General features: G+C 43.2%; 10 protein-coding genes. 1 reads left to right on the forward strand and 9 read right to left on the reverse strand.

Annotation, left to right across the window (positions count from 1 at the left end; genetic code table 11):
• Positions 1 to 26: 26 nt before the first annotated feature.
• The 7 genes from B2400_RS01395 to B2400_RS01425 form a co-directional block, all read right to left on the reverse strand.
• Positions 27 to 1,382, reverse strand: a complete 1,356-nt coding sequence (locus tag B2400_RS01395; protein WP_293930328.1) for an FGGY-family carbohydrate kinase — start codon at positions 1,380 to 1,382, stop codon at positions 27 to 29.
• A 7-nt stretch (positions 1,383 to 1,389) separates the two neighbouring features.
• Positions 1,390 to 2,664, reverse strand: coding sequence for a TIM barrel protein (locus B2400_RS01400; RefSeq protein ID WP_293930330.1), 1,275 nt, complete (start codon positions 2,662 to 2,664; stop codon positions 1,390 to 1,392).
• 61 nt (positions 2,665 to 2,725) lie between these two features.
• On the reverse strand, positions 2,726 to 4,834 hold the full coding sequence (locus B2400_RS01405; protein ID WP_149524936.1) for a bifunctional aldolase/short-chain dehydrogenase: 2,109 nt from the start codon (positions 4,832 to 4,834) through the stop codon (positions 2,726 to 2,728).
• A gap of 23 nt (positions 4,835 to 4,857) precedes the next feature.
• On the reverse strand, positions 4,858 to 5,931 hold the full coding sequence (gene rhaT / locus B2400_RS01410) for an L-rhamnose/proton symporter RhaT (RefSeq protein WP_149524935.1): 1,074 nt from the start codon (positions 5,929 to 5,931) through the stop codon (positions 4,858 to 4,860).
• Positions 5,932 to 6,147: 216 nt separating this feature from the next.
• Positions 6,148 to 6,777 (reverse strand): 3-oxoacid CoA-transferase subunit B, encoded by a 630-nt coding sequence (locus tag B2400_RS01415; protein ID WP_293930333.1) that lies wholly within the window; start codon positions 6,775 to 6,777, stop codon positions 6,148 to 6,150.
• A gap of 3 nt (positions 6,778 to 6,780) precedes the next feature.
• The gene (locus B2400_RS01420) at positions 6,781 to 7,959 is read right to left on the reverse strand and encodes a thiolase family protein (RefSeq protein ID WP_293930334.1); all 1,179 of its coding nucleotides are present in this window, start codon (positions 7,957 to 7,959) and stop codon (positions 6,781 to 6,783) included.
• Positions 7,952 to 8,674, reverse strand: coding sequence for a CoA transferase subunit A (locus B2400_RS01425; RefSeq protein WP_149524932.1), 723 nt, complete (start codon positions 8,672 to 8,674; stop codon positions 7,952 to 7,954). The genes B2400_RS01420 and B2400_RS01425 overlap by 8 nt, the downstream gene beginning before the upstream one ends.
• 458 nt (positions 8,675 to 9,132) lie before the next feature.
• Here B2400_RS01425 and B2400_RS01430 point away from each other — a divergent pair, with 458 nt between their 5' ends.
• A complete protein-coding gene (locus B2400_RS01430; protein WP_149524931.1) occupies positions 9,133 to 9,723 on the forward strand; it encodes a hypothetical protein in 591 nt (196 codons plus the stop codon).
• A gap of 280 nt (positions 9,724 to 10,003) precedes the next feature.
• Here B2400_RS01430 and B2400_RS01435 read toward each other — a convergent pair whose 3' ends face one another.
• Together B2400_RS01435 and B2400_RS01440 are read right to left on the reverse strand one after the other, a co-directional pair.
• Positions 10,004 to 11,773, reverse strand: a complete 1,770-nt coding sequence (locus B2400_RS01435) for a M14 family metallopeptidase (RefSeq protein ID WP_293930336.1) — start codon at positions 11,771 to 11,773, stop codon at positions 10,004 to 10,006.
• A gap of 11 nt (positions 11,774 to 11,784) precedes the next feature.
• Complete coding sequence (locus B2400_RS01440; protein WP_149524928.1) at positions 11,785 to 13,404, reverse strand: M14 family zinc carboxypeptidase; 1,620 nt, start codon at positions 13,402 to 13,404, stop codon at positions 11,785 to 11,787.
• Positions 13,405 to 13,459: the final 55 nt, after the last annotated feature.

Raw genomic sequence — 13,459 nt, forward strand, 5'->3', positions numbered from 1 at the left:
AAAGGATTTATTTTCACTAAGTTATTTTACGCTCTAAAAAACCTGATCTCGATCAGGTCGTTTGGTATCGCTTGCTTATTCCAATGCTCATGTATAACCAGGGCAGCGCCAATTGCTGTTGCCTGTGCCATAGAGGCTGCATAAACCTCCATTTCAGGAAATTCATGCGCTAACAAATTCATGTAAATATTATTCTTACTAAAGCCGCCATCAACAAAGATGCGGGTTGTTTTCTTACCTGCCTGTATCAGCTTGGTCGATACGACCTGCGCTCTGATCAGATGTAAGATCAAGGCGTGGTAGGCCACTTCGTAATTGGCATATTGTGCTAAGTCGATTTGACCGAAAGCATCTAATTCAGATGATAGGGTTGATTTCTCTAACTCTTTCACGATTCCCCAATTGATATCCATATGCTTGAATTTCGCTGTGGTGATATCAAAATGGTCGGCTATCCTTTTCGATTGAATTTCATGTTCCTGTCCCGCAAATAAGCGCGAAGCTTTAACATGCTTCCCTTGAAAAGAAAGATAGAACAAGCAATCGCTTTCTAATTCTGACTTGGTTAAGGGCTGATCATTGAACGGATTGATTGAAATACACCAAGTTCCGGTCGAGATCAGAATGAAAGGCTCATGGAAGTTCAATAGGTAAGGAATCAATGCTGAGGAACTATCATGCAGCCCGACACCAATTTTAAACGTACTGCCGGGAAAAGTCGCCGGGAAGACCGCCGAAGCATCCACCACCGGCGCTAATTTCTCATCAATCTTTTCATCCTTCACCCATTGGTGATAATCATGCTGCTTATAATCCCATAGTGCTGTATGGCAGCCTATGCTCGTCATATCGGAATAGGCCTTTCCTGAAAGCAAGAAACTCAAATACTGCGGTAGATGTAGGGCATATTTCGTTTTCTCGTAGACTTCCGGTTGTTCCTTTTTAAGCCTGTAGACTTGAAGTCCGGAGTTCAGGCTTCCCAATGCCGGCGATGCCGTATCGAGACTGAACTGCTCAATACCACCATATTTTTTATGTAAGTCAGTGGACAGGGCATCCGGGTATTCTTTTAGGTAATTATATAGCGGTGCCAAGGGACGTCCGTTCTCATCAACGTAGACGAAACTCGCTCCATAGGATGTAAAATTGATGGCTTTCACATCAAACTCTTCACGGCGAAAGATTTCGTGCAAAGAGTCGAAGACTGACAATCGCAGGCTCTCCAAGTTTTCACAGGGGTCGCCATCCTCATCCAACGTCTCTAAGAAACGCGCAGATTTCTCATATACAATCTGATAATGCTCATCGAATAAGAAAAGTTTCTTATTGGTCTTGCCTACATCAAATATGGCTATTACCGGTTTGCGTGTTTTTCCCCCCATACGCTTATTATAAACCGGTAGCTACCGTATTATTACCACGTTCTTTTATTAATTGCTCACGAACAGCAAGCTCATTGAACAAACCGATTGGATCCAAGGCTGCGCCATCGCGAAGTCTTGCTTCAGCAACGACCGCACGTAAATCCGTACGGAAAGCATCTTGCAAAATTTGTTGTGCCTTTACAATATCGTTGTTGCGTTGTGCTTCTTTTAATGCATTGCGATCCACTAATAATGCTTGTGCATAGGCTATCATAATCGCTTCTACGGATTGCAATAAATCTACCAAAGGATCCTTTAAATTATGTGAAGCGTCGATCATCCAGCCCAGTCCCGTTGCATGGTCCATTCCTCTGGCGTCCATCCCCTCGACCAATTCGTTAAAGATGAGGAACAATTGATATGGCTTGATGCTTCCTGCCGTTAAATCATCGTCCGCATACTTACTATCGTTGAAGTGGAAACCACCGAGCTTACCTTCCATCAAAAGCAAGGAAACAATCTGCTCGATATTCTCATTCGGTAAATGGTGACCTAAGTCTACCAAAGTGTAGGCCTTAGGACCTAATTTAGAAGCCAACAATAAAGACTGTCCCCAATCTCCTATCGTCATCGAATAGAAATAAGGTTCAAAAGCCTTGTATTCCACAAATAGTTTCCAATCCTCCGGAAGGTGCGCGTAGATTTCCTTCAAGCTTTCCAACGTATTTTGGAATGCCTCGCGGAAGTTCAACTGTCCCGGGAAAGAAGAACCATCTGCCAACCATACCGTCAATGCCTTAGAACCCAAAGCAATACCATGATTGATTACATCGATGTTATGCTGTACAGCTTGTTTGCGCACTTTCGGGTCTACATGATGTAAGGAACCATACTTATAGCTCAATTCTTGCTCGGCTTGATCCTGAAAGGTATTTGAATTTACCGCATCAAACTGTAGTCCGAAGCTTTCTGCCAAAGCCTTGGTTTGTTCGGCGTCTTTTGGAATATCCCATGGAATGTGCAATGAAATGGCCCCACTAGAGCGGTTTAAAGCATGTAGCAATCCCACATCTTCGATCTTTTGCTCTAGGTTACCCGGTTCGCCCTTGCCGGAAAAACGTCCGAAGCGCGTACCGCCGGTACCCAATGCCCAACTCGGGATAGCAATCTGAAACTGCTGCAGTTTATGGATAATAGATTCCACCTGAGGAATATCCTCAGAAATAAAATCAAATGCTCTCTTATGCTTAGCTGCTAATTTACTATTATGCTGCTCTATTTGTTCTTTCTCTAATCTCATCGGTTCAGCTTTAAAATAAGTAAGGAGCATAGCAAGCGCTATGCTCCTTGCTTTTGTTGGTTTATCTTACGAATGACATGGCTACACCGCCATCTACATTCAATACATTTCCGGTCGATTTGTTCAGCAAACCGCCTACAAAAGCGAAACATGCATTTGCAATATCCTCCGGAAGAATAATTTCATTTAACAATGTACGTTTTGCGTAGTAACCCGGCAATTCTTCAACCGTCACACCATAGGCTTTCGCTCTACCTTCAGCCCATCCGCCAGCCCAGATATTACTATCTGAGATCACCGCATCAGGATTTACCACATTGACACGAATCTTCGCTGCGCCAAGCTCGGCTGCATTCAGCCTGCTCAAATGTAATTGAGCCGCTTTTGCACTTCCGTATCCGGCATTGTTCGGCCCACTCACTAATGCATTCTTGCTCACAATGTTCAATACATCCCCTCCTACGGCCTGAGCCTTCATGATTTTAATACCTTCCTGTGTCACGAAGAATTGTCCTTTAACTAACACATCATATAATAAGTCAAGATCTTTTTCTGTATGATCTTCAATTGATTTAGAAATCGATAATCCAGCATTGTTGACCACAATATCAATCCCGCCGAACGCTAAACTAGCCTTCTCGAATGCTTTCTTAATCTGTTCTTCATTGGTAACATCTAAAGATACGGAAACTACGTTATCCTTGCCAAATAAGCCTACAAACTCTTCTTCAGCGCCTGACAAACGCTCCGCATTCATATCATTCAATACCACGACCGCACCTTCCGAAGCAAACTTTTTCGCGATTGCTTTTCCGATACCGCCGGCACTGCCCGTTACTAGGGCAATCTTTCCGGATAAGGCCTTCGGTTTTGGCATACGTTGAAGCTTCGCTTCTTCTAACAACCAGTATTCGATATTGAATGCCTCCTGACGAGGTAATGAGGTGTATTCGCTCACCGCCTCGGAACCTTTCATTACATTGATTGCATTGGTATAGAACTCCGCAGCAACACGCGCGGTCTGCTTATCCTTTGCAAAGGCAAACATGCCGACCCCCGGATAGATGATGATTACCGGGTTTCTATCGCGAATAGCAGGACTGTTTGGATGTTTACAGGTTTCGTAGTACTCCGTATACATCGCTCTATAATCCTCAAAAAGAGGTGCTATCTTTTCTTTGATTGCCTGTAAGTCGCTTAAATCTTCGCTCTTATCTAAATTCAGGATAAGGGGCTGAATCTTTGTGCGCAGGAAGTGATCCGGACAACTTGTACCTAAAGGCGCAAGTTTCTCTAAATCATTCGAGTTAATATATTCCAATACGCGAGGATCGTCTGTAAAGTGACCAATCATATGGCGCTCGCTTGAGCAGAATCCTCTCAAAATTGGAGCTAATTTAGCTGCTTGCGATTGTCTATCTGCTTCGTCTAAGCTTTCTACTTTTTGGCCTCCAAATACAGGTCTATCTTTACCGTAATTCTCTTCCAAATAGGTCGCACAAGCTTCAATTACATCTAATGAATTCACATAGCTTTCATAAGCCGTGTCGCCCCAGGTGAACAAGCCGTGAGAACCTAACATGATTCCGCGGATACCTGGGTTTTGTTCCAAGCACTCTCTCAATTGTAAACCTAGATCGAAGCCCGGTTTCTGCCAGTCAACCCAGCCAATAGTCCCGTTGAAAAGATCTTGCGTAATCTGCTTACCGTCTTTGGCCGCTGCAATAGCGATCGCAGCATCCGGATGCAGGTGATCTATATGTTTGAAAGGTAGGAATCCATGTAATGGTGTATCGATGGAAGGTGCTTTTGAATTCAAATCGAAGATACAATGGTTGAATAACTCCACCATCTCGTCTTCATGCTCGATTCCACGGTACACATTCTCCAAATTACGAAGACGGTCTACGTATAGTGCCGCTAATCCGGATTTCTTCAATGTACCGATATCACCACCGGAACCTTTGATCCACATCACTTCCACCGCTTCGCCAGTCAATGGATCTTTATCCATCACCTTGCAGGATGTATTTCCTCCACCATAGTTCGTAATTCTCAAATCTGAGCCCAACAGATTCGAGCGGTATAACAATAACGCAACCTCATCACCCTCAAGTGACTTTGCTTGCTCATCGTTCCATAAATAGTTGACGTGCTTGTATGTTTTCACTTTCCTAAGTTTTTTTAAGTTTTTTATTCTAATGTTTTCGCAAAACCCACAATGCAAATAGATAGAATGATGGTTACAATTCCAGCAATAATGGCGGTGTACGTGGGTTTACTCACACCCTTCCATTCTTTTAACGCAACTCCCCAAGCATTGGATATCAAAATGATGAAGGCCATGTGTAAGATCCAGGAACTCGCCCCGTTCCCAAGTCTACTCTCGCCCATACCATAGAAGAAAAACTGCAAGTACCAGGTTGTTCCAGCAATGGCACATAGCAATAAGTTCTTTCCAATTGGAGAAGTTGAATTTGTATAATCTTTATATGTTTTATTTTTTAGTAGAAGATAAGCACACCAGATGAAATTGGTACAGAAACCACCCCAAAGGATAACGATATACGTCACGTTATTCTGATACAAGAACTCGCCTTGTCCGGGGTTCGCGGCCTTCCATAATTGGTTTGCTACATCCGCCATAGGCTTCCCGGCTTCGATACCGAAATTGAAACAAGCGCTCAATACACCCGAGACAATCGCAACGACAATCCCTAAGCCGAACTTATATTCGGACTTCGCCTCTTCGGAAAGTGCACCTAGCCCTTTTTCCTTGAGCATACCTGCCTTACCGCAGAGATAAATCCCGACGATACAAACCAGTAAACCAATCATAACACAGATACCGGCGCTTTCGGTAAAGAAATAGTCGATACCATGCTTACCCTCTGTTTTATTGAAAAAGTAATAGATGGCCGGCATCAGCGCCCCAAAGACCATACTTAATCCCAGGATAATACTGCTTCCTAAAGACACGCCCAGATAGCGAACGCCTAAACCATAGGTCAAACCGCCTATCCCCCAGAGCACACCAAATAAAAAGGTGTAGCCTAGGATACTTGCGCTACTCTCAGAAATAATCTCGACAAAATTTGGAATGGTTAACCAGGCAGCTATCGGCGGAACGATAATCCAGGAGAATAATCCTCCAAGGATCCACATGGATTCCCAGGACCAGCCTTTTACCTTCTTGTAGGGAACATAAAAGCTTCCTGATGCAAATCCTCCAATAAAATGAAATATAACACCTGCGATTGCATTCATATACTATTCTTTAATATCTCTGTTTAGGTTTCTAATTAATCGAAGATATTTTAAATAGTGCGTTTAACTGTTATGTACTGTCATGCCAAGCGTGGGAAAAGTGTGGCAGGGAGCGAAGAACGAAAGGAGTGAATAGGTTTAGCTGGAGGCAAAAAGAATAGGGATGTCTCACGACAACCCTATCCCACTTTTTAATTAAAATTCATATGAAAAATTCTAATATATCAGTTTCCCACTGGTATATTGCTTCACGGTATCTATTGACACCCCTTCATGCAACTCGACGACTTTAAATCCACCTTCTGGCAGCACATCGAACACACCAAACTCCGTCACGATTTTCTTCACGCAGCGGACGCCAGTTAATGGCAGAGAACATTCTTTTAATAATTTCGATTCGCCTTGTTTATTCACATGTTGCATGGCAACAATGATATTTTCAGCACTGGCCACTAAATCCATCGCGCCGCCCATTCCTTTCACCATTTTTCCGGGGATCTTCCAGTTGGCGATATCCCCATTTTCCGACACCTCCATGGCGCCAAGAATGGTTAGGTCTATTTTGCGGGCTCTAATCATGCCGAAGCTCATCGCCGAGTCAAAGATCGCAGAACCGGGCAAGGTCGTGATCGTTTGTTTTCCGGCATTGATATAATCAGCATCCTCTTCGCCTTCATAAGGAAAAGGTCCCATTCCTAGCAAGCCGTTTTCACTTTGCAATACCACCTGCATACCGTCGGGAATGTAATTTGCCACCAAGGTCGGAATACCGATACCCAGATTGACATAATAGCCATCTTTGATTTCTTTGGCTATTCGCTTTGCAATTCCAAATTTATCTAACATAGCTTAAACCTTTTTAATGATCATCGCACTGGCACCACCCCCACCATTACAGATCGCAGCTAAGCCGATGCTTCCATTTTCTTGATGTAATACACTGTTCAACGTAACGATGATTCTAGCACCGGAACATCCCAGTGGGTGACCTAATGCAACTGCACCACCATATACATTTATTTTATTCGTTGTAATCTCCAACAATTGTGCGTTGGCTAATGCAACCACCGAGAATGCTTCATTAAATTCGAAGTAATCGATATCGTCGATCGTCAGCCCTGCTTTTTTTAACACCTTCTGCGTTGCGATGGCTGGTGTCGTCGTGAACCATGCTGGATCTTGTTCTGCATCAGCATAAGCTATGACTTCCGCCAAAGGCGTTAAATTCAATTCTTTTACTTTCTCTTCGCTCATCAAGATTACGGCTGCTGCTCCGTCGCTCAGCGTAGAAGCGTTCGCCGCAGTAATCGTACCGTCGGTTTTAAATGCAGGCTTTAACTGCGGTACTTTTTCGAAGTTTACCATTTTGAATTCCTCATCTTCCGCTACAGAAACTGTTCCTTTACGAGAAACTACCTCTACAGGAGCTACCTCATTCGCAAATTTTCCTGTTTCCCAAGCGATCTTACTTCTTGTATAAGATTGTATTGCATAAGAATCCTGATCCGCTCTGCTAATATTGTATTTATCCGCACAAAGCTCACCACAATTCCCCATCGCTTCGTTTGAATACACGTCGGTCAAACCATCTTTTTGTAGGCCGTCGATTAACTTCTGATCGCCGTATTTTGCACCCCAGCGGGTAGTTGCGCTATAATATGGCACCTGGCTCATGCTCTCCATACCCCCTGCTACAACCACATCCGCATCGCCCAATAGAATTTGCTGCACACCTAAGCTGATGGCTTTCATACCGCTGGCACATACTTTATTGATTGTTGTTGCCGGAATATGATCTGGCAACCCGGCAAAGCGTGCTGCTTGACGCGCTGGTGCTTGTCCGACATTCGCCTGCAATACGCAGCCCATCAATACCTCATCAATCTGATCTTTGTCTAAACATATTTCTGCAACAACTGCTTCGATGGCCTTTGCTCCTAGCTGCGATGCTGTAAAACTTGATAATGCACTTCCAAAACTTCCCATTGCAGTACGTTTTGCTGCAACGATATATACTTTTTTAATCATTGTCTTCTTTATTTCTTACTGTTCGTTGTTCTATTCTTTTCTCGTATTTATCGCCTTGAAAAATCCGTTGCACAAATACGCCTGGTGTATGGATAAAATTTGGATCTAACTCGCCCGGCTCAACCAACTCTTCGACTTCCGCGATCGTGATCTTTCCGCACATAGCTACAGCATGGTTAAAGTTCTGTGCGGTTCCGCGGTACACTAAATTACCCGCCTTATCACCCTTCCATGCTTTTACGAAAGCAAAATCAGGCTCAAAAGCATATTCCATTAGGTATTCTTTTTCTACGCCATGGAAGGTGAATTTTCGAGTTTCCTTGCCTTCGGCAACCTCGGTCCCCACCCCTGCCGGCGTAAAAATTACAGGCATACCATATCCGCCGGCCATTAAACGAGATGCTAAGGTGCCTTGTGGAATCAGATCCACTTCCAATTCACCGCTCAACATCTGGCGCTCAAATTCCGCATTCTCTCCTACGTAGGAAGCAATCATTTTCTTGACCTGCTTTTTCTGTAGCAGCAGGCCCAAGCCGAAGTCGTCAACACCGGCATTGTTACTGATACATGTCAGATTCTTAGTTCCTTTTTGCAGCAATGCAGCAATCAGATTCTCCGGAATTCCGCATAGCCCAAAGCCACCCAATGAGATGGTCATCCCATCTTTGACGTCTTGGATTGCGTCCGAAGCATTTGCCACGCTTTTATCAATCATAGTTTGAATAGATTTACAATTCCCCTTCGGGAGATAAATAATTATTAAGTCAGCAGTAGTCTTTAGTCTCAGTTAAATCGAAGCATTTGCATCCGTTACATCGAATTAAAAATACTGTGATGCAGCCTAAATCTCCTGGACTTTGATTTTATAAGTTTATAAGCGAAATAAATATAAGAATATTTTGTTAAGCATTTAACTTTCAACAATTTTTATAAATAAAACATTAACTAAACAGAATTTTTAAAAAGTTATCAGTGTTTAAAACAAATCCTTGATTTGTTTATCACATTATGACAAAATTTAATAGACCGCGTATTTCAAAAATCTTCTTACAGTTAAAAGAGAAGGCCTAAAAACCGCAAAAACAGTGGGTTTAAGAGGGATTAATTTTTAATAATTTTCACAATGTCTAATTAAATTGGTAAAATTGACATGTAAAGCTTAATCAAACCCGTATGCGAGTATTTATTTATTCCCTTTTATTTTTTGTTTTGTTAGCTCCCGCAGCTCAGGGACAAATGTTACAGCAGAAGTTGAGAACTTCAAGCCTTGACAGCCAGTTTGTTTATTTGAACTTGTACTCCAAGTCGCAAAGTGCAGATTTTAAAATTATCCGCCGAGCAAACCTAGAAACCGTACGCCAAAATGTGCGCGACTCCCTCAGCACCTACAGAAAGCAAATTGCAGATTTATCTTCTTCAAATTCTTCTTCTGCCGGTAATATCAAGGGGCTTCAAGATTCAGTCAGCTCCCTGACTACACAATTAGAAGCAGAACAAAAAAAGACTGATAGCATCTCATTTTTAGGTATGGACTTCTCCAAAGGATCATACCATACTATGGTTTGGGCTATTATATTAGCGCTTGCAGCAGCATTCTTCGGAACGCTAGTTGCATTCCGCAAAGCCAAAGTAGACACCGACGACTCCAAGAAAACTGTGGATGAATTGCAGGATGAACTGCAAACACTCCGCAAGAAATCGATGGAAAGAGAACAACACCTAAAACGACAACTACTGGACGAACAGCTGAAGAGAAATTCTTAGTTAGATTTTAGACATTAGATATAAGATATTAGAGTATGGCGCCGAATAGGCGCCTTTTTTTTGTGATTAAATGACGGTTTTAAGATTGGGTGGATGGAGTTTTGTTTTGAGCTAAAAAAGGAAGGATTAAAGGATTGGGGTTTTGTCTTGAACCAGGAAAGGAAGGATTAAAAGATAAGCAGGATCCTGTAAATCCTTACATCCTTCCTTTCGTTCAAAACAAACTCCATTATCGCGTCAAACGTCTAACATCTAACATCTAATGTCTCATATCTAATATCTAAATACTGCTTAAATTATATTCCAAGTAGCCGCCTTTGGGACTATCGATTACAATCTTGGCGTTATTAGGATTTCCTTTCACGATCCAACGTACGGAAACCGCGCTCATGCCGTCGATGGTTGCGACTTCGATTTGCTCGGGTTTAAAGCGTTGCTCTTTTGTTTCGTTGAAATCTTTATTTACGACTTGCATTCCCGTGATGACCTGTGCTCCTTCTAGTCGAATATGGTTCGGACGCTCGATCTTCATTCGCACGTCATGGTCGGAATGGGTCGGGATAATACGGCTATTCCATATCGTTGCGTTCACTTCATATAAGTTGCCGCCAAGCGATTTCGTTGTTGCCTCTATGACTTCTAACTTCGGCATATGGTAAGCGTGATAGATTGTGAATGCTGCATTCCGATGTGCATCTTCCAATAATAGGAATCCCGGGTGATTACGCGTATAATTTTTTTTCGCACCGCCAATCTCGATTTTTCCGTATTGGGGATGATCATATTCCTTCCATGGCACGTATGCATCACCAAACATCAGCAATCTGTCGAACTCATAGTATTCATCCGACTGTCTAAAACCGCCTTCCGATTTTTCATTAAATAGTTTATAGGTTGTCATTAACTCGTTAGAGAAGGTAAAAATGCCGCGCGTCAATGCGAAGAAGTCTATCTCTCCGCCGAATACCGTGTATAAGTCTTTATGGATGACGATATAATTATATCCAGGCAGCATTTTTTCACCAGTCTGCCCAATAGCATTATACACTTGCACATCTTTGTTTGAATAAAAGCGTTCATCATCCGCTGCCCCAGGACCGCGCAAAATCATTCCGCCATAATTGTGATAGGATTGCGCGCCGGCAATATTGGGGTGTTTATAGACAAAATCTTTGACGGCCTGTGTTTCTGGCAATGTTCCAGGATAGTACAAAGCGCCCCCTTGCACATAGTTGGGTTGCCAGTTCCAACCCCAGTCGCGGTTAGGGTCGTAGGTGCCAGTAATATCCTCGTTGACTAGGCCATCGCCATCATTGTCAATACCTTCGAATCCTAACATCTCATACTCGCCAACCTCACCTGGCTTAACCATAAGCATGCGATTCGGGTTTTCCGAATCAACCTTGTATCTGCCTGTTTTTGATTTGCGGCGCATCATTACAATTTCACCATCACCATCTAAGTCGTCATATAAATCCTCTGCTATTAAGCCATCACCATCGTTGTCGAATGGACGGCGGCCGGTACGTGACGAGTGCATGCTGTTGGGGTTATAGATGAAATACTCGCGCGAATCAGGGTTAATGGTTGGGGCAATATAGAACACCTTGTCCTTTAACAACTCTTTAATAAAGGGTACCGCATGATAATTCTCGGCCAGATACCAGGCTGTGTACATCGATATTTCGGAACCCTGTAGTTCATTGGCGTGAATATTTCCGTCGATCCACATCGCAGGCTTACGATCAGGATTGCCTTCCTTAAAGTCTGTAACGGTCAATACGAAAATATCTCTGCCCTCATAACTTTTACCGATGGACTCGCATTTTACTAAATTAGGATATGCCTTCTGGAGATCCTTATAGAATTGCTCCATCTGTTTCAAATCATGATAGCGGCTCCAGTTCATTTGCACTTTTGGATTTGATGGAGACCCCACAGCACGAAGTCCAGCAATTTCTTTTGGTGCTTCATCCGATTTCTTTTGTGCAGATGCTGTGGAAACAGCTAATGACAAGCTTAAGGCTAAAATTTTATAGGTTAATTTCATGTTCGGACGCATTAAAGATTTATATCGATTACTTTCATCCCGGCAGTCGGACAACCGACAGTTAATTGTGCTCTACCTCTTCCTTTCACTAACCAGGAAAGGTCTTGCGACTTACCCGCTCCTAAGCTGGGGTAAAGCTGCAAACGCTTACCACTTAGGAAGGACTGGTTTTTCTGCAATTCCAAAACAGATTTAAGTTTGGATACATGCTTAATTTTATCTGCTATTTCCGGGTAAATGGGCAAAGCCCCGGTGTTGAATAAACGCACCTCGATTCGAAAGATATCATCGCCAAGTGGAGTGATTTTGGGTTGTGAAAATTCTAAACTCGCCATGGCACGCATCAACTGCACGACGAAATTGCTATGCGCCTGTGCGGAGGCGTTCAGATGTTCGATGGGTGGGTTATGTTGAAAACGTTCTACCTTGCCCCCTACCTCTACTTCCTGATTTGGGAAATCGGGGTGATTGACCTTAGTCCATGGCAGGATGGCGCCTTGTATATTGTTGGCTTTAACCCATCTTACAAACATGTCATCGTCCTTCGCTCCAGACGGCTTAGCAGTAGTTTTGCTACTGTCCTGCGTGGTTGGAATCCACCAAGAGGGTGTAACAAAGCTGAATTTTCCAGCATGATAATAGGCGGTGCTGGAAAAATTACCCTTACCTGCCGGCATTTTAGGGGCATCGCCTAGCTCTTTAGCTGCCTCTTTATAAAAGTTGGTTACCAATGCGGACACTTGCGCGTCATTGTTTGTCCAAGATTTCATGATACGTTCTGAGGCTTTCCTTTGGTCGAAAACCTCCGCTGTCGAAAGGTTATTCTGTAAACCAAAATGAAGAACAACGGCTATCTGCGGATTATCGAAGATTAAATTCATCAATGCTCGGGTTTCAGGCTCCGAGGCAGCATAGTCGCCGGTCTCCGATTCAAAAAAAGGATAATCGTAGGTGAAATTCTTATCGAGGTTAACTCCAGATAAACCATCTTCACCGTAGAATCCATCCTTATCTGCGTCTACTCCTTCTTTGTAGAGTTCAAATATGCCGGCCTCCCCTTTATTCTTTTCCGCGAGCAAAAGGAAATCCGGAGAAAGCAAATGTGGTCGGTATGTTCCGGCGGGCGACTTCACGCGCATTTGAGAAATGAGGCCATCGCCATTGAGGTCCTTCTCGGGATCTTCATCGATGCGCCCATCTCGATCAAAATCAATCTGGCGAGCATTGCCAGCTGTTAATTCGATGTGATTGGCATTCCTTTTATAGGCATCCGCATTCAGCAGCGGTAAAACCCAAATCGATTTATTTGCCAAGAGATCGGACAACTCATCTTTAGGGAGATCCAAAAGTCGTTCCGCCACATTCAAAGCATTGATCGTTCCTGCGGGGTGTTTACCGTCGATGCCAGCAACCAGTAAGAGCGTAGGTTTCGCCTCCTTACCACGCTGTATCTTAATAATGGGGATTTGTTCAGCGCCAAAGGACTTGCCAATAACGTCTAATTGCACATTGGATTTGGAGGTGAAGGATTGGATGCGCGCTTTCAGTTCATTATACTTAGGATAATTCCATTGAGCATACGTAAAGAAAGGCGTGCTGCAGAGTAGCAGCATGATGAACCTTTGTTTCATAATTTAGGGATTAATTAGTTTCTAAAACTAAACAATAAAGTGATGATTTGAAAAA

The organism is Sphingobacterium sp. UBA6645 (assembly GCF_002455685.1).
GTDB classification, from domain to species: Bacteria; Bacteroidota; Bacteroidia; order Sphingobacteriales; family Sphingobacteriaceae; genus Sphingobacterium; species Sphingobacterium hotanense.